The 16,059-nt window shown below is 77.1% G+C and carries 18 protein-coding genes; 8 read left to right on the forward strand and 10 right to left on the reverse strand.

The window, feature by feature from the left end; all coding sequences use genetic code 11:
- Window positions 1-30: 30 nt before the first annotated feature.
- Complete coding sequence (locus tag D5H78_RS13745; protein ID WP_119951046.1) at window positions 31-225, forward strand: hypothetical protein; 195 nt, start codon at window positions 31-33, stop codon at window positions 223-225.
- On the opposite strand, the gene D5H78_RS13750 is transcribed toward D5H78_RS13745, so the two are convergent.
- From D5H78_RS13750 to D5H78_RS13765, 4 genes are read right to left on the reverse strand one after another with little or no spacing between them, the layout of a single operon-like run.
- A complete protein-coding gene (locus D5H78_RS13750) occupies window positions 212-1,027 on the reverse strand; it encodes an ABC transporter ATP-binding protein (protein ID WP_119951047.1) in 816 nt (271 codons plus the stop codon). The genes D5H78_RS13745 and D5H78_RS13750 overlap by 14 nt on opposite strands.
- Window positions 1,024-2,073: a FecCD family ABC transporter permease gene (locus D5H78_RS13755; protein ID WP_218566605.1), complete on the reverse strand. Its 1,050-nt coding sequence runs from the start codon at window positions 2,071-2,073 to the stop codon at window positions 1,024-1,026. Before D5H78_RS13755 ends, D5H78_RS13750 begins: the two co-directional genes overlap by 4 nt.
- Window positions 2,070-3,119: a FecCD family ABC transporter permease gene (locus D5H78_RS13760; protein WP_218566606.1), complete on the reverse strand. Its 1,050-nt coding sequence runs from the start codon at window positions 3,117-3,119 to the stop codon at window positions 2,070-2,072. The genes D5H78_RS13755 and D5H78_RS13760 overlap by 4 nt, the downstream gene beginning before the upstream one ends.
- Complete coding sequence (locus tag D5H78_RS13765) at window positions 3,116-4,156, reverse strand: iron-siderophore ABC transporter substrate-binding protein (protein WP_119951048.1); 1,041 nt, start codon at window positions 4,154-4,156, stop codon at window positions 3,116-3,118. Before D5H78_RS13765 ends, D5H78_RS13760 begins: the two co-directional genes overlap by 4 nt.
- 148 nt (window positions 4,157-4,304) lie before the next feature.
- Here D5H78_RS13765 and D5H78_RS13770 point away from each other — a divergent pair, with 148 nt between their 5' ends.
- The 3 genes from D5H78_RS13770 to D5H78_RS13780 all read left to right on the forward strand — a co-directional run bounded on the left by D5H78_RS13770 (window position 4,305) and on the right by D5H78_RS13780 (window position 7,270).
- On the forward strand, window positions 4,305-5,117 hold the full coding sequence (locus D5H78_RS13770) for a siderophore-interacting protein (protein WP_119951049.1): 813 nt from the start codon (window positions 4,305-4,307) through the stop codon (window positions 5,115-5,117).
- 145 nt (window positions 5,118-5,262) lie between these two features.
- A complete protein-coding gene (locus D5H78_RS13775) occupies window positions 5,263-6,570 on the forward strand; it encodes a M14 family metallopeptidase (protein ID WP_119951050.1) in 1,308 nt (435 codons plus the stop codon).
- Window positions 6,571-6,670: 100 nt separating this feature from the next.
- Window positions 6,671-7,270 carry a nucleosidase gene (locus D5H78_RS13780; protein ID WP_218566607.1) on the forward strand — a complete coding sequence of 200 codons (600 nt, stop codon included), beginning with the start codon at window positions 6,671-6,673 and terminating at the stop codon, window positions 7,268-7,270.
- A 3-nt stretch (window positions 7,271-7,273) separates the two neighbouring features.
- Here the strand turns inward: D5H78_RS13780 and D5H78_RS13785 are convergent, their stop codons facing one another.
- Genes D5H78_RS13785 through D5H78_RS13800 form a run of 4 tightly spaced genes read right to left on the reverse strand, consistent with a single transcriptional unit; the run spans window position 7,274 to window position 10,171 of the window.
- Window positions 7,274-7,780, reverse strand: a complete 507-nt coding sequence (locus D5H78_RS13785; RefSeq protein ID WP_119951149.1) for a DinB family protein — start codon at window positions 7,778-7,780, stop codon at window positions 7,274-7,276.
- Between the two features lie 10 nt (window positions 7,781-7,790).
- Window positions 7,791-9,014, reverse strand: coding sequence for an MFS transporter (locus tag D5H78_RS13790; RefSeq protein ID WP_165865737.1), 1,224 nt, complete (start codon window positions 9,012-9,014; stop codon window positions 7,791-7,793).
- 24 nt (window positions 9,015-9,038) lie between these two features.
- A complete protein-coding gene (locus D5H78_RS13795; protein WP_119951051.1) occupies window positions 9,039-9,596 on the reverse strand; it encodes a TetR/AcrR family transcriptional regulator in 558 nt (185 codons plus the stop codon).
- The gene (locus D5H78_RS13800) at window positions 9,593-10,171 is read right to left on the reverse strand and encodes a sugar O-acetyltransferase (RefSeq protein ID WP_119951151.1); all 579 of its coding nucleotides are present in this window, start codon (window positions 10,169-10,171) and stop codon (window positions 9,593-9,595) included. The genes D5H78_RS13795 and D5H78_RS13800 overlap by 4 nt, the downstream gene beginning before the upstream one ends.
- Before the next feature lie 112 nt (window positions 10,172-10,283).
- Between D5H78_RS13800 and D5H78_RS13805 the strand changes: the two genes are divergently transcribed.
- The gene (locus D5H78_RS13805) at window positions 10,284-10,940 is read left to right on the forward strand and encodes a maltokinase N-terminal cap-like domain-containing protein (protein ID WP_119951052.1); all 657 of its coding nucleotides are present in this window, start codon (window positions 10,284-10,286) and stop codon (window positions 10,938-10,940) included.
- On the forward strand, window positions 10,937-11,908 hold the full coding sequence (locus D5H78_RS13810) for a serine hydrolase domain-containing protein (protein ID WP_119951152.1): 972 nt from the start codon (window positions 10,937-10,939) through the stop codon (window positions 11,906-11,908). Before D5H78_RS13805 ends, D5H78_RS13810 begins: the two co-directional genes overlap by 4 nt.
- A 10-nt stretch (window positions 11,909-11,918) precedes the next feature.
- On the opposite strand, the gene D5H78_RS13815 is transcribed toward D5H78_RS13810, so the two are convergent.
- Window positions 11,919-12,512 (reverse strand): helix-turn-helix domain-containing protein, encoded by a 594-nt coding sequence (locus tag D5H78_RS13815; protein ID WP_119951053.1) that lies wholly within the window; start codon window positions 12,510-12,512, stop codon window positions 11,919-11,921.
- 102 nt (window positions 12,513-12,614) lie between these two features.
- Here D5H78_RS13815 and D5H78_RS13820 point away from each other — a divergent pair, with 102 nt between their 5' ends.
- The gene (locus D5H78_RS13820) at window positions 12,615-13,661 is read left to right on the forward strand and encodes an NAD(P)/FAD-dependent oxidoreductase (protein ID WP_342782471.1); all 1,047 of its coding nucleotides are present in this window, start codon (window positions 12,615-12,617) and stop codon (window positions 13,659-13,661) included.
- Window positions 13,662-13,754: 93 nt separating this feature from the next.
- Entirely contained in the window at window positions 13,755-15,530 is a 1,776-nt protein-coding gene (locus D5H78_RS13825; protein WP_218566610.1) for a family 43 glycosylhydrolase, read from the forward strand.
- 4 nt (window positions 15,531-15,534) lie between these two features.
- On the opposite strand, the gene D5H78_RS13830 is transcribed toward D5H78_RS13825, so the two are convergent.
- Window positions 15,535-15,759: a DUF4287 domain-containing protein gene (locus D5H78_RS13830; RefSeq protein WP_119951055.1), complete on the reverse strand. Its 225-nt coding sequence runs from the start codon at window positions 15,757-15,759 to the stop codon at window positions 15,535-15,537.
- Window positions 15,760-16,059 lie beyond the last annotated feature (300 nt).

Raw genomic sequence — 16,059 nt, forward strand, 5'->3', positions numbered from 1 at the left:
GGGTGCTCGTGGACGCGGTCAGGTGGTGCCGTGCCGCGGCCGGCCGCGCTCGCCGGGTCCGGTGCGGCGCCGGCGCTCGCCCTCCTCGCCCTGGCCGTGCCGCCCGTCGCCGGGCTGCCCGTCGCCGCGCCCGCCGAGACGTCGGCGCTCGCCGCCGCGGTCGTCCTCGCGGGCCTCCTGCGGGCCGGTGCGGCCGTCCCGCGGGAGCCGGTCAGGGCTCGCTGAGCGCCCCGCTGCGGTGCCGCCCGATCGGCAGCATGAGCGGCCGGCCGGACACCGGGTCGGTGACCACGCTGCTGTCGAGGCCGAAGACCGCGCGGACCGTGCCCTCGGTGAGGACCTCCTCGGGCGTGCCGGCGGCGTGCACCCGGCCGTCGGCCAGCGCGATGAGGTGGTCCGCGTAGCGCGCGGCGAGGTTGAGGTCGTGCAGCACCATGACGATCGTCGTGCCGCGGGCCAGGTTGAGGTCGGTGAGCAGGTCGAGGACCTCGACCTGGTGGGTCACGTCGAGGAACGTCGTCGGCTCGTCGAGCAGCAGCAGCTCGGTCTGCTGCGCGAGGGCCATGGCGATCCACACCCGCTGGCGCTGCCCGCCCGACAGCTCGTCGACGGGCCGCTCGGCCAGCTCGGTCGTCCGGGTCGCCTCGAGCGCCGCCGCCACCGCGCGGTCGTCGTCCTTGCTCCAGCGGGAGAACACGCCCTGGTGCGGGTGGCGGCCGCGGCCCACGAGGTCGGCGACGACGATGCCCTCCGGCGCGGTGGGCGACTGCGGCAGCAGGCCGAGCGTCCGGGCGAGCGCCTTGGCCGGCAGCCGGTGCACGTCCTTGCCGTCGAGCAGCACGTGCCCGGCGCGCGGGGCCAGCAGCCGCGACATCGCCCGCAGCAGCGTGGACTTGCCGCACGCGTTCGCCCCGACGACGGCGGTGATCCGCCCCGGCGGCACGGCGAGGTCGAGCGAGGAGATGACCGTGCGGTCGCGGTAGCCGAGGGTGAGGTCCTCGACGGTGAGCCTGTGCTCCGTGGTCACAGCGAGCCCCCGGCGCGGTGGGTGCGGACGATGAGGTAGACGAGGTACGGCGCCCCGAGCACGCCGGTGACGACGCCGACGGGGTAGCGGGTGTCGAAGGCGTACTGGCCGCACAGGTCGGCGAGCAGCACGAGCACGGCGCCGACGAGGGCCGACGGCACGAGCAGCGACGGCCCCGGTCCGACGAGGCGCGCGGCGATCGGCCCGGCGAGGAACGCGACGAAGGCGATGGGCCCGGTCGCGGCGGTCGCGAAGGCGAGCAGGCCCACCGCGGAGGCGATGACGAGCAGCCGGGTGCGCTCGACCCGTACCCCCAGCGCGGAGGCCGTGTCGTCGCCGAGCTGCAGCAGGGAGAGCGGGCGCGCCTGGCTCAGCAGCAGCGGGCCGAGCAGCGCGAGCGCGAGCAGGGCGGGGACGACGTCGCCCCAGCCGACGCCGTTGAGGCTCCCGCTGAGCCAGCGCAGCGCCTCCTGCAGGTCCCACTGCGACGCGCGGTCCAGCAGGTAGACGATCGCGCTGGTGAGCATCGCGTCGATCCCGATGCCGATGAGGATGAGCCGCGTGCCCGCGACGCCGTCCTTGAACGACAGCACGTAGATGAGCAGGGCCACGGCGAGCCCCACGACGATGGCGAACGTCGAGACCCCGGCCGCCCCGAGGCCGAGCACCACGATGGCGAACGTGGCGGCCGCGCTCGCGCCGGCGCTGATGCCGATGACGTCGGGGCTCGCGAGCGGGTTGCGCAGCATGGTCTGGAAGGTGACGCCGGCCAAGCCGAAGCACAGGCCCGTGACGACGGCGAGCACCGTGCGCGGCAGGCGCAGCGTGCCCACCGTGAAGGAGGCGCCCGGCACGTCCTCGCCGAGCACCACGCGGAGCACCTCGCCGGGCGGGTAGTACGTCCGCCCGAGCATGACCGAGGCCGCCGCCGCGGCGACGACGAGCAGCGCGAGGACCGCGACGACGCCGCGGAGCCGGAGCGCGCGGCTCGTACGGCCCCGCCCCACCGCCTCGCTCAGCGGCTCCGGGGGCGCCAGGGTGCTCACAGCTCGCGCACCTTCCGCCGGCGGACCACGTGGATGAAGAACGGCGCCCCGACGAGCGCGGTGATGATGCCGACGTCGATCTCGGCCGGTCGGGCGACGACCCGGCCCAGGACGTCGGACGCCGTGAGCAGCGCGGCCCCGGTCACCGCCGAGGAGGGCAGCAGCCAGCGGTGGTCCACGCCGACGAGCAGGCGGCACAGGTGCGGCACGACGAGGCCGACGAAGGCGATGGGGCCGGCGACCGCCGTGGCGGCGCCGCACAGCAGGACCGCGCCCAGCGCTCCCGCCCCGCGGGCGAGCGCCACCCGCTCGCCGAGCCCGGCGGCGAGGTCGTCGCCCAGCGCGAGGGAGTCGAGCCCGCGCGCGGTGAGCAGGCAGACGACGAGCCCGGCGAGGAGGAAGGGCGCGACGAGCCGGAGGCTCTCGTACGAGGCGCCGCCGACGCCGCCGACCTGCCACGACCGGACGCCGTCGGAGATGTCGCCGCGCGGCAGCACGACGGCGGTGATGAAGGAGGCGAGCGCTGCCGACGTCGCGGTGCCGGCCAGCGCGAGCTTGAGCGGCGTCGCGCCCCCGCGCCCCAAGGAGGCCACGGCGTAGACGAAGACCGCCGCGGCGGCGGCACCGCCGACGGCCACCCAGACGTAGCTCGTCGCCACGGTGAGGCCGAACCAGGCGATGCCGACGACGACGGCGAGCGAGGCGCCCATGTTCACGCCGAGGATGCCGGGGTCGGCGAGCGGGTTGCGGCTCACGCCCTGCAGGACCGCGCCGGCGAGCCCGAGCGCCGCGCCGACCACGACGGCGAGCAGGGTGCGCGGCATGCGCTTGCTCACCGCGGCCTCGCCGATGGTGCCCGCGTCACCCCCCACGGCGGCGACGACGTCGGCCCACGTCACGCCGCGGGACCCGACCCTCACCGAGACCACCATGAGCACGGCCAGCACGACGAGCGCGACGACGAACCACGCGCTGCGGACCCGCAGCGACCGCCGCCCGGGGGCGGGGGTCGCTGCGGGTCCGGCGGCCTCGGCGACCTGCGTCACGAGGTGCGGGCGGCGGCCTGCGCGAGCATCTCCACGTAGTCCTCGAGCACCCACGAGATCGACAGCGGGGTCGGGTTCGCGGCCGTGCCGAGCGGGGTCTGCGGCAGGAAGACGATCGCGTCCTGCGCGACGGCCGGCATCGTCGACAGCAGCGGGTCGGCCTGCAGCGCGGTCCGCAGCTCCTCGCCGCCGTAGGTGACGATGACGTCGACGTCGTCGAAGGCGTCGACCTGCTCCGCGCTCCGGGTGAGCGAGAACTGGTCGGTGCCGGCGGAGGCCTGCTCGATGCTCGGCGGCATGGTCATGCCGAGGTCGGAGAAGAACTTCACCCGCGTGTCGTGCGTCGTGTAGAAGCTGACCTCGCTCAGGTCGGTCGAGTCGACGTGGGTGAGGAACATCGTGCGGGTGCCCGCGAGCTCGGGGTGGGCCGCGGCCGCCTCGGTGATCTCCTGCTCGAGGTCGGCGACCAGCTGCTCACCCTCCTGGGCCAGGCCCATGGCCTCGCTGCTCGTGAGGATCATGTCGCGCCACTCCGTGGCCCACGGGGCCTCCGGGTACGCCACGACCGGGGCGATGTCGCTGAGCGTGTCGTAGTCCTCCTGCGTCAGCCCGGAGTACGCGGCGAGGATGACGTCGGGGTCGGTGTCGGCGACCGCCTCGAAGTCGATGCCGTCGGTCTCGTCGAAGAGGACCGGCTCCTCGCCCCCGAGCTCCTGCAGCTTCTCGTCGACCCACGGGAGCAGCCCGTCGCCGTCGTCGTCGCCGAAGTTGGCCGCCGCCATGCCGACGGGGACGACCCCGAGGGCCAGCGGCACCTCGTGGTTGGCCCAGTTGACCGTCGCGATCCGCTCGGGGCGCTCCTCGATCGTCGTCGTCCCGAGCGCGTGCTCGATCGTCAGCGGGAACTGGTCCGCCTCCGCGGACGGCGCCGGGGTCGACGCGGCGGCGCCCTCCTCGTCGGCGGAGCCGCCGCAGGCGGCGAGCAGCACGGAGGCGGCGGCGACCGACAGGCCGGCGAGGAGACGCTGTGAGCGCACGGGGGAGCCCTTCCAGGGACGACGGGGACAGGCGCGGGCGTGCGGGGGCACGCGGGACGGGCGGGGGCACGGCGAGGGGACCCCGGCGCGGCGCCAAGGACGAGGTGAGCCTAACCTAAGCGGTGTCCACGGTCGACGGAGGAGCTCGATGCACGGCTACGTCCAGAGCACGCGGTGGCTGACCCCGACGATGGTCCGGGTCGTCCTCGGCGGGGGTGACCTGCACCGGTTCGCGCCGGTCGAGGCCACCGACGCCTACGTGAACCTGGCGTTCGCGCCCGAGGGCGCCGACTACGGCGGGGCGTTCGACCCGGCGGTCGTGGCGGCCACCCGGCCCCGGCACGAGCAGCCGGCGCGGCGGCGCTTCACGGTGCGGCGCTGGGACGCGGGCGCCGGCGAGCTGACCGTCGACTTCGTGGTGCACGGCGACGTCGGCGTCGCCGGGCGGTGGGCGGCGCGCGCCGTCCCGGGCGACGTCCTGGTGCTCGAGGGCCCCGCAGGCGGCTACCGGCCCGACCCGGGTGCCGCCGTGCACCTGATGCTCGGCGACGAGTCGGCGCTCCCGGGCGTCGCCGCGGCCCTCGAGGTGCTCCCCGCCGGGGCGCGCGCGGTCGTCCGGCTGGTCGTCGACGGCCCCGGGCACGAGCTCGCGCTGGGCACGCGCGCCGACCTCGACCTCGCGTGGCTGCACCGCACCGGGTCGCCCGAGGACGTCGACCTGCTGCTGCGCGCGACGCGGGACCTCGTGCTGCCGCCCGGGCCGGTGCACGCCTTCGTGCACGGCGAGGCGGAGGAGGTCCGGGGCGTGCGGCGCCACCTGCTGGTCGACCGCGGGCTGCCGAGGGCGGGGATGTCGTGCTCGCCGTACTGGCGCCGCACGATGACGGACGAGGCGTGGCGGCGGGTCAAGGCCGACTTCCTCGCGGCGATGGACCGGGACGTGGTCGCGCAGGGGGCCTGAGCGGGCCCCGGCGCCGCCCGGCACGGGGCGGACCGGGCGGAGCGGGAAGGGTCGGGCGCGACGGGACGTACCTTGACGCACCGGAGCGTAGGTGGTCGTGTGCTCACTGCACGTGCCGATCCACTGCGAACCGCCCGGAGACCGCATGAGACGCCCCCTCCTCGCCAGCCTCGCCGCGCTCGCCGCCGGCGCCTCCCTCGTCGCGGCGCCGCTCGCCGCGGCCGCCCCCGCCGCCGGCGCGGAGCCGCCGCGGACCGGCTTCGAGCGGTCCGACGGCACCGAGTGGACCTCCCTCGAGGACGAGGCGCGCTTCCTGCGCCAGGTCGACCGCGACAGCGACCGGGTGAGCATCCGGACGATCGCCCGCACCGCCCAGGACCGCCCGGTGCGGATGGTGCAGATCGGGTCCGGTCCGCGCTCGCAGCAGGAGGTCGCCGAGGGCAGCACGCTGCTCCTGCTCTGCCTGCAGCACGGCAACGAGCCGGCCGGCCGCGAGGCGTGCCTGTCGACCGTGCGCGACCTCGCGTACGCGACGGACGCCCGCACGCAGCGGCTGCTCGACCGCACCACGGTCCTCGTGGTGCCGACGTTCAACCCCGACGGCCGCGCGGCGGACACCCGGCAGAACTCCGCGGGCGTGGACCTCAACCGCGACCACCTCGTGCTGACCCAGCCGGAGACGCAGGGGCTCGCGCGGGTCCTGCGGGACCTGCGCCCGGACGTCCTGCACGACGCCCACGAGTACGGCGGGACGCCCGAGCTCTACGACCGCGACCTCATCAGCCTGTGGCCGCGCAACCGCAACGTCGACGACCGGGTCCACGCGCTGGCCCGCCAGCTGAGCCTGACGTACGTCAACGGCACGGTCGAGGACGCCGGCTTCTCCACCGGCATCTACGGCATCTACAACGGCCCCGACGGCGAGCCCGTCGCCCAGGTCGCCGGTGACGAGGACGAGCGCATCCTGCGCAACCTGGCCGGCCTGCGGCACGTCGCCGGGCTGCTCGTCGAGACCCGCATCGACGACGGCCTCGAGGACGACCCGGAGGGCAACGTCCGCCGGGTGAACAGCCAGCTGGCCGCGGTGCGCGGCACGCTGAGCATGGTGCTCGAGAAGCGCACCCAGCTGGCCCGCCAGACCGCGGCCGCGCGCGAGCGGGCGGCGCAGGAGGGCGCGAGCGGGGACTCCCCGTACTACCTGGGCGGTGCGGACAACCGCCTCCCCGAGCGCTCGGAGGTGCTCTTCGAGCCGCCGTGCGCGTACGAGCTGACCGCCGAGCAGTTCTCGTCGGTCCGCCGGACCCTGACCCTGCACGGCATCGAGACCACCCGCTCCGGCGGCACGGTCACGGTGAGCATGGCGCAGGAGGCGCAGCCGGTCATCCCGCTGCTGCTCGACGAGCGCGCCGAGTACGAGGTCGCGGCCGGCACGCCGGTCGCCTGCGGCGCCTGAGGTCCCGGCCCGCACGGCAGGGCCCCGCACCCCCGGGGGTGCGGGGCCCTCGCGCGTCCGGGGGTCCCGCCGGGCGCGGCGCCGGCCGTACGCTGCCCGGGTGCGCGTCCCCGAGCCGGCCCTCGACCTGCGCGGCGCCGACCCCGCCCCCGGGGGCGTGCTCGCCGTCGTGGCCGTCGACGAGGAGGCCGTGCACCTCCCGCCCTGGCTGAGCGTCGTGGTCACCGGCGCCGGCCCGGTGAACGCCGCGATCGCCACGACCGCGGCGGTGCTGGCGCTGCACCCCGGCGAGGTCGTCGGCCTCGGCACCGCGGGAGCGCTCGTCGAGGGGCTGGCGGGGACGTACGAGGTCGGCGAGGTCCGCCAGCACGACCTCGACGACGCGGCGCTGCTCGCCCTCACCGGCAGGTCCTCCGCCCCGGCGCTGCACCTCGGCGACGGGCCGGTGCTCACGACGGGGGGCGCCTTCGTCGCCGGCGGGCCGCTGCGCGAGCGCCTCGCCGCCTCCGGCGCCCAGCTCGTCGACATGGAGGGGTACGCCGTCGCCCGCGCGGCCGCCGCGCTCGGCGTGCCGGTGCGCCTGGTGAAGCACGTCAGCGACGCGGCCGACGAGCGCGCCCCGCGCACCTGGCCCGAGACGGTCGAGGCCTGCTCCCGGGCGCTCGGCGCGTGGTGCGCGGCGGCGCTGCCCCACGCGTAGGCGTCACATGTAGCCGGTCCTGCCGTCGAGCTGCTCGCGGAGCAGGTCGAGGTGCCCGACGTGCCGGGCGGTCTCCTCGAGCATGTGCTGCAGGACCCAGCGCAGGCTGGCGCCGCCCCAGCGCGGGTGGCGGCCCAGGTCGTCGAGGGACGCCGCGGCGACGACCGCCCGGGAGGCGGCGCACTCGCGCTCGTACTCCTCGAGCAGGCGAAGCAGCGGGACCCCGTGCGCCGTGCGGAAGTCGGCCCCCTCGCCGCCGTCGCCGAACTGCGGGTTGAGGTCCTCCTCGCGGTGGGAGTGGACGACCTGGAACCAGCAGTGCTCGGTCCAGCGCAGGTGCGCGACGACGCCGGCGACCGTCATGAGCGGCGACGTCGGGACGAGGCTGCGGTGCGCGTCCTCGTCGGAGAGGCCCTCGCACTTCAGAGCGGCGATGCCGCGCTGCAGGTCGAGCCAGCCCGTCAGCTGGGTCCGCTCGTCGGCCACGGCCGGGGGACGTCTGCGCTCCACGCGCCGCACGCTAGGCCGTGGCGGCCGTCGCGCGCACGCGCTTGCCGACGAGCAGCCGGTGCAGCAGCAGGACCCCCGCGCCGGCGAGCACGACGCCGAGCAGCGCGACCCGCAGGCTGGTCGCGTCCGCGACGAGGCCGACGAGCGGCGGGGAGAGCAGGAAGCCGACGCGCAGCAGCCAGCTGACGACCGTGAGGCCGACGCCGTGCGGCAGGCCGGGGAGCTCGTCCGCGGCGTGCATCACCGCGGGGACGAGGGTGGCGACGCCGAGCCCGGCCAGCGCGAAGCCCGCGAGCGTGGCGGGGACGGTGGCGAGCGCGAGGGCGCCGCCCATGCCGCCGGCGATGAGCACCCCGCCGGCCAGGGCGACCGACCGCTGCCCGACGCGGTCCACGACCCGGTCGCCGGTGAGCCGCCCGACGGTCATGGCGACCTGGAGCGCGACGAAGGCGAGCCCGCCCGCCGCGGCGCTCGCGCCGAGCCCGTCGCGCAGGTAGACCGCGCCCCACGACGCGCCCGCGTCCTCGACGAAGGCGGCGCACGCCGCGAGCACGCCGAGGCCGGCGAGGGCGAGCGCCGTACGGCCCCCGAGGCGGACCGTCGGGGCGCCGGCCGGCGGCTCGTCGCGCTCGGCGTCCTCCGGCCCCGGGAGCAGGCCCCGCCGGGCGAGGACCGCGACGCCGGAGAAGACGACGGCGACCACGGCGAGGTGCGCCGTGAGGGGCACCCCCAGGCCGGCGGCGGCCGAGCCCATGAGCCCGCCGAGCACCGCCCCCACGCTCCAGAGCCCGTGGAAGGCGTTGACGATGCTGCGGCCGTAGCCCCGCTGCACCCGGAAGCCGTGCGCGTTCTGCGCGACGTCCACCACGGCGTCGAGGGCGCCGACGAGCAGCATGGCCGCGGCCAGCAGCACCCAGGAGCCGGCGAGCGGCACGCCGAGCACCGCGGCGGCGAGCAGCACGAGGCCGTAGGCGGCGACCCGGGCCGACCCGAGCCGGCCGATGAGCACCGGGGCGAGCAGGCCGGCGAGCAGCGCGCCGACGGGCATCGCGGCGATCGCGGTGCCGAGGCCGGCGTTGCTGAGGTCGAGGCGCTCCTTGACGTCCGGCAGGCGCGGCACGAGGTTCGCGTAGAGCACGGCGTTGACGAGGAACACCGCCGAGACGGCGGCGCGGGCGCGGCGCAGGGCGGGGGCGGGCGCGGCGGGGCGCGGCGGGGCGGGGGTGGCGGGCACGGGCTGTCCTCGGCGGTCGGGCGCTCAGCGGGCTAGGCGGCGCAGGGCGTGCCGGACCTGGTCCGGCGTCATGGGGTCGGTGGAGAGCGCGCTGTGCAGGACGAGCCCCTCGACGAGGGCGTCCAGCTCGCGCGCGGTGACGGGGTCGAGGAAGCGCTCGAGCGCCGCCCGGCTGCGGCGCATCCACGCCTCGGTGATGCTGCGCATCTCCGGGCGCCGGGCCGCGGCGGCGTAGAGCTCGAGGCTGAGGACGAGGTCGCGCTCGGAGCCGAGCAGGTCGGCGCACAGGTGCTGGGCGAGGCCCTCGAGGGCCTCCTCCGTGTCGCGGGCGCCGGCGAGCCGGGCCTCGTACTGCGAGGCGACGCGGTCGGCGAGCGCGGTGAAGGCGGCGACGAGCAGCTCCTCGCTCGTGGAGAAGTGGTACGTCGTCGAGCCCAGCGGCACGTCGGCCGCGCGGGCGATCGCGCGGTGCGACGCCCCCTCGACCCCGTGCTCGGCGATGACGTCGAGCGCGGCGGCGACGATGCGCTCGCGCCGCTGCGGGTCGTGCCGGCGGGCCCGGCGGACCGGTGCGGTGCTCACGCGGGCCGCAGGGAGCGGACGACGCGGGCCGGGTTCCCGACCGCGAGGACGTACGGCGGCAGGTCCCGCGTGACGACGGCGCCGGCGCCGACCACCGTCCCCTCGCCGATGGTGACGCCGGGGCACACCACCACCCCGCCGCCGAGCCAGGCGTTGTCCCCGATGGTGATGGGCTCGGCCCCCTCCCACTTCTGCCGGCGCAGCTCGGGGTCGAGCGGGTGGGTGGGGGTGAGGAGCTGCACCCCGGGCCCGATCTGCACGTCGTCGCCGATGGTGATCGGGGCGACGTCGAGCGCGACGAGCCCGTAGTTCGCGAAGCAGCGGGCGCCCACGCGCAGGTGCCGGCCGTAGTCGACGTGCAGCGGCGGGCGCAGCTCGGTCCCCTCGCCGACGCCGCCGAGGAGCTGCTCGAGCAGGGCGCGGCGCAGCGGCCCCTGGCGCGCGGTCGTCGCGTTGTACGCCGCCGCCAGGTCCTGCGCCGCGGCCGTCTCCTCGGCCAGCAGGGGGTCGTCGGCGACGTACGGCTCGCCGGCGAGCATCCGGTCGCGCATCGAGCGGCGGTCGTCCTGAGGCATGTGGACGAGCGTACGCATGCTGCGGACGCTCGTCCACATCGCCGGCGGTGTGGCAGGGTCGGACCGCGCGGACCGCGCGACCGCGCGGGGCGCGACGACGAGGAGGGGCGCGTTGGCCGTCATCCACCGCACGACGATGGACCCGACGAAGCTGCAGCTGCTGGCCGGCTGGCTCCCGGGACGGCCCTGGTACCGCGGGGGCGGCGCCCCGCCGGAGCGGGCCGGAGGCTTCCGGCTCGACGACCCGGCCGGCGAGGTCGGCGCCGAGCTCATGCTCGTCGCGGCGGGCGGCACCGTGCACTTCGTGCCGCTGGCCTACCGCGGCGCGCCGCTCGCGGGCGCCGAGGAGGGTCTCGTCGGCACGTCCGAGCACGGGGTGCTCGGGACGCGGTGGGTGTACGACGCCGCGCACGACCCGGTCGTCATGGCGCAGCTGCTCGCGCTGCTGCAGGGCCGGGCGCAGGCCCAGCACCAGGACGAGTCGCACCGGGCCGACCCCGGCGTGGGGGTGGAGCCCGGCCCGGCGGGGCCCGTCGAGGTGCCGTCGGCCGCCCCGGTGCCGGCCGACGGCGACCTCGTCACCTCCGTGGACCTCGGGGACGCCGCCGGGGGTGCCGGCCGGGTCGTGGTCGACCTGCTGCGGGTGCCGGGCGACGACCCGGGGACGGTCACGGGAGCGGCGCCGCTCGGGCGCGCGAGCGCGGGCTGGCGCGTCGAGGGCGGCCCGTCGGGTCGCGGGGTCGTCGCCCGCGCCCACCTGCTGGGCTGACGGCGGTGCCCGGGGACGCCGCGCTGGCGGCGCGGCTGGACGAGCTCGTCGCGGGCCGTCCGGCGGTCGCCGCGACGGTCGCGGCGGGGCGCACGGCCACGGCGTCCCGGGGAGTGCCGCTCGAGGCCGACGTGGAGCTCGGGTCGGTGTCCAAGGGCCTCACCGGCCTGCTCTACGCCGACGCGGTGGACCGGGGCGAGGTCGCGCCGGGCACGCGGCTGGGCGACCTGCTCACCGACCTGGACGGGTCCCCGGCGGGGGACGCCGTGCTGGCGGCGCTCGCGACGCACCGCTCCGGGCTGCCCCGGCTGCCCGCGGGCTCCCGGGCGCTGCGCCGCACGGTGGCGCTGTGGCGCACCGGTGCGAACCCGTACGGCGAGGACCTCCCCGCGCTGCTCGCCCAGGCGCGGCGCACCCGGGTGGGCCGGCCCCGGCCGCGCTACTCGAACCTCGGGTACGAGCTGCTCGGCCACGCGCTGGCCGCCGCGGCCGGGACGACGTACGCCGACCTGCTGCACGACCGGCTCACCGGCCCGCTCGGCATGGGCGGGACGTACGTCCCCGCCTCGCCCGCGCAGCTGCGGCCCGGTGCGGCCACCGGCGCGGACCGGCGCGGGCGGCCCCGCGCGCCCTGGACCGGCGAGGGCCTCGGGCCCGCCGGCGGCGTGCGGTCGACGGCCGCGGACCTCGGGCGCCTCCTCGCGGCGCTCCTCGACGGCGGCGCGCCGGGGCTGCGGGCGCTCGACCCGGTCGAGCGGCTGGGCCCGGGCGCGCGCATCGGCGCGGCCTGGGTCGTGGTGCGGCTCCCCGGACGGGTGCTGACCTGGCACAACGGCGGCACGGGCGGCTTCCGCAGCTGGGTCGGGCTCGACCGCGACGCGGGGTGCGGCGCCGCGGTCGTCGCGGCGGACGGGCGCGGGGTGGACCGTCAGGGGCAGGCGCTGCTGGAGGGGCTCGGGGCCGCCTGAGGCCCCGCCGTCAGGCGGCGCCCCGGGGCCGGGCGCGCACGTGCATCCGCTCGCCCTGCGGGCCGAAGAGGCACAGCACCTCGGCCGGCCGCTCCGTGGGGTTGGCGAACCAGTGCGGCGTGCGGGTGTCGAACTCGACGACCTCGCCGTCGCGCAGCACCATGTCGTGCTCGCCGAGCACGAGCCGCAGCCGGCCCTGCAGGACGTAGAGCCACTCGTAGCCCTCGTGCACCTGGGGGTCCGGCTCCCCGGCCCGCGGCTGCGGCGGGATGATCAGCTTGAAGGCCTGCAGCCCGCCGGGGCGCCGCGTCAGCGGGATGTACGTCCGCCCGCCGCGCTGCAGCGGCCGCAGCTGCACCCGCGGGTCGCCCGTCGGCGGGGCGCCGACGAGCTCGTCGAGCGGCACCTCGTGCGCCCGGGCGAGCGGGAGCAGCAGCTCCAGCGTCGGCCGGCGCCCGCCGGACTCGAGGCGGGACAGCGTGCTCACCGAGATGCCCGTCGCGCTCGAGAGCTGGGCCAGGGTCGCGCCGCGCTGCTGGCGCAGCGCGCGCAGGCGCGGGCCCACCGCCTGCAGCACGCCGCCGAGGTCGGGGTCGTCGTCCATGCCGACCAGTTTGCCGGCTCGGCAACGATGTTTGTCAAGGCGGCGGTCGGGGCGCACCGTGCTCGCACCAGGGACGACAGGGGTGACGAGGAGGCGGTCGTGGTGCGCGAGGCGTACGACGTGGTGGTGGTCGGTGGCGGTGCGGCGGGCCTCAGCGCGGGGGTGGTGCTCGCGCGGGCGCGCCGCTCGGTGCTCGTGGTCGACGCGGGGGAGCCGCGCAACGCCCCCGCCGAGGGCGTGCACGGGCTGCTGGGGCAGGAGGGCGTGGGCCCGGCGGAGCTGCTGGCGCGCGGGAGGGCGGAGGTGCGCTCCTACGGCGGCGAGGTCGTCGACGGGAGAGCGCTTGCTGTGCAGCAGCAGGAGGAGGGCTTCCTCGTGGTGCTGGAGGGGTCGTCCGTGCGGTGCCGGCGGGTCGTCGTCGCGACCGGCCTGAGGGACGGCCTGCCCGACGTCCCCGGCGTGGCCGAGCAGTGGGGCCGAGGGGTCGTGCACTGCCCCTACTGCCACGGGTGGGAGGTGCGCGACCGGCGGGTGGGCGTCCTCGCGACGGGGCCGCTGTCGGTGCACCAGGCGCTGCTGTTCCGCCAGTGGACCGACGACGTGGTGCTGCTGCTGCACGCCGGTGGCGTCGAGCCGTCGGACGAGGAGTGGGAGCAGCTGGCGGCGCGGGGCGTCGAGGTCGTCGACGGCGAGGTGGCCGCCCTGGAGAGCGAGGACGGGCGGGTCCGCGGCGCACGGCTCGCGTCGGGCGTCACGGTGCCCCTCGACGCGCTCGCCGTGGCGACGCGCATGGAGTCGCGCGCCGGGGTCCTCGCCGGGCTGGGGCTCGAGGCGGAGGACCTCGTGGTCGGCGGCGCCCGCGTCGGTGCCGCGGTGCCCGCGGGTGCCGGCGGCGAGACCGCCGTGCCGGGCGTGTACGTGGCCGGGAACGTGACCGACCTCCGCGCGCAGGTCGTGGTGGCCGCGGCCGCGGGCCTGACCGTGGGCGCGCTGGTCAACGCCGACCTCGTCGGCGAGGACACCCGCCGGGCGGTCGAGGCGCGCCGGGCGGCGCTCGCCGGCGGCACGCCGCGCCCCTTCGGGGCGGCGGCCGAGCGGGAGCTGGCCGAGCGGGTGCTGGGGGACCGGCGGCACGGGGTCCGGGCCTGACGCTGCTCACGCAGGGTCTAGGCACGGTGACGCGCCGGTGCTAGCGTCCCGGTCCATCGTTGTCATCCGGGTCGACGGGGATCGGGGAGCGCTGTGCTGCGAGGTCGTGCGAGGACGGGGTCGGCGGGGCGCGGCGGGGTCGCCGCCCTGGGGGTGGCCGCCGCGGCGGCGGTGGCGCTGGCGGGGCTCCCCGCCGCGGCCGCGCCGGCCGGGGCGCCCGCGGACCTGGTGACCGCCACGGCGGGCAACCCCTTCGTCGACGGCTGGTACGCCGACCCCGACGTCACCGTCTACGACGGCACGTACTGGGTCTTCCCGACGACCTCGGCCCCGTACGACGACCAGACGTACCTCGACGCCTTCTCCTCCACGGACCTCGTCCACTGGACCAAGCACGAGCGGGTCCTCGACGTCGCCGACGTGTCGTGGGCCCGGCGCGCGCTGTGGGCGCCCGCGCCGGTGGAGCGCGACGGCAAGTACTACCTCTACTTCGGCGCCAACGACATCCAGGGGGACGACGAGCTCGGCGGGATCGGGGTCGCCGTGGCCGACCGGCCCGAGGGGCCGTACGTCGACGCGATCGGCGAGCCGCTCGTCGGCGCGTTCGTCAACGGCGCCCAGCCCATCGACCAGGACGTGTTCGTCGACGACGACGGCCAGGCGTACCTCTACTACGGCGGGCACGGCCACGCGAACGTCGCGCTGCTCGAGGACGGCATGACCAGCCTCGGGCGCTTCGAGGACGGCACGACGTTCCGCGAGATCACGCCCTCCGAGGACTACGTCGAGGGCTCGCAGATGGTCAAGCGCGGCGACACCTACTACTACATGTGGTCCGAGGGCGGCTGGACCGGACCGGACTACGCGGTCTCGTACGCCACCGCCGACTCTCCCGTCGGGCCGTTCGGGCCGGCGCGGCGCGTGCTGTCGCAGGACCCGTCCGTGGCGCGCGGCTCCGGGCACAACGGCATCGTCAACGTGCCGGGCACCGACGACTGGTACCTCTTCTACCACCGCCGCCCCCTCAGCCAGACCGACCCGAACGCGCGCGTGCTCGCGTACGACCGCGTGCGGTTCGACGCCGACGGCGTGATGCAGCCGGTGACGATGCACGTGCAGGACGACTTCGCCGACGGCAACAGCCTGGGGTGGAGCACGTCCGGGGGCGACTGGCGCGCCCGGCGGGGGGCGTACACCGTCGAGGCCAGCGGGCAAGCGCGTTCCCTGCTGGACACCCGCTTCTCCGAGGTCGCCCAGGAGGCCAGGGTGACGCTGCGGGGAGGCCGCGGCGACGCCGGGCTGCTCTTCCGCGTCAGCCGGCCCGGCGCCGACGTGCTCGACGGGTACTACGCCGGGATCAGCGCCGCGGGCAGCGTGTTCCTGCGCTCCTCCCAGGGCGGTACGTGGTCCCGGCTCGCCTCCGCGCCCCTGCCCCGCGCCGTCGGGCGCGCGCACGTCCTGCGGGTCGAGGCGGTCGGCGACCGCATCGAGGTGCACGTCGACGGGACGCGGCGCCTCGCGGTCACCGACGGCCGGCACGGCCGCGGGATGAACGGCCTGCGCGCCGCCCGCGCCACGGCCGCCTTCGACGACGTCGTGGTGGCGCCGGCGCCGGACGACGCCGTCGCCATGTACGGCGACTGCGACCACGGCGCGCTGCTCGGCACGTACGCCGAGGGCGACCACCTCCCGCCGGCCCCCGACGCGGTGTCCTCGCTGCGCGTGCCGCCGGGCTGGGCCGTCACCCTCTTCGACGGCCCCGGCCAGACCGGCGCCTCGCTCACCAAGACCGCGAGCGACGGCTGCCTGGTCGACGACGGCTGGAACGACCGCACCGAGTCGTTCCGCGTCGAGCGCGTCGGCGGGTAGGGGCTCAGGCGCCGTCGTCCTCGGCCCGGGTCGCGGCCACGAGCGCGTTCGCGTGGCCGTGGCCCATGCCGTGCTCGCCCTTGAGCCACGCGACCTGCTCCATGTGCCGGGCGTCGGGGTGCTCCGCGCGGTGCGCCCGCAGCAGGTCCTGCCAGTGCGCGACCGGGTGCCCGTACCTCGCCTCGATCGCCGGGAAGTAGGACGCCGGTCCCCGGGTGCTGCCTGCCATCGCTCGCTCCTGCCGCTCGTCCGTCGCCGTCGTCCCTGGTGGGACCGCCGGCCGCGCCGGTGCTCATCGCCGCCCCGGTGACCCGCTGCGGGGCTGAGCCGGGCCGGGCCGGTCGGCCCCGGGGACCCCCCCGGCCGCGATCATGCGCTCGTGGCGGCTGCGGGCTCAGGGCGCCCCCGTGGCTCGGTGCAGTGCCGTGCTCCGACCCCGGCCGCGATCATGCACTCGTGGTGGGCGCGGGTCCAGGGGCCGTCGCGCCCACTCGGCTTCGCCTCACGTGTCGCCCGTGCCGTGCCGGCG

Origin of the sequence: Vallicoccus soli (assembly GCF_003594885.1) — a bacterium.
In the GTDB taxonomy this organism is placed as follows: Bacteria; Actinomycetota; Actinomycetes; order Motilibacterales; family Motilibacteraceae; genus Vallicoccus; species Vallicoccus soli.

Coding starts and splice junctions, on each gene's coding strand:
- D5H78_RS13770 (WP_119951049.1), top strand. CDS start 4,305: ATGCACGGCTACGTCCAGAGCACGCGGTGGCTGACCCCGACGATGGTC.
- D5H78_RS13775 (WP_119951050.1), top strand. CDS start 5,263: ATGAGACGCCCCCTCCTCGCCAGCCTCGCCGCGCTCGCCGCCGGCGCC.
- D5H78_RS13800 (WP_119951151.1), bottom strand. CDS start 10,171: ATGCCTCAGGACGACCGCCGCTCGATGCGCGACCGGATGCTCGCCGGC.
- D5H78_RS13815 (WP_119951053.1), bottom strand. CDS start 12,512: ATGGACGACGACCCCGACCTCGGCGGCGTGCTGCAGGCGGTGGGCCCG.
- D5H78_RS13830 (WP_119951055.1), bottom strand. CDS start 15,759: ATGGCAGGCAGCACCCGGGGACCGGCGTCCTACTTCCCGGCGATCGAG.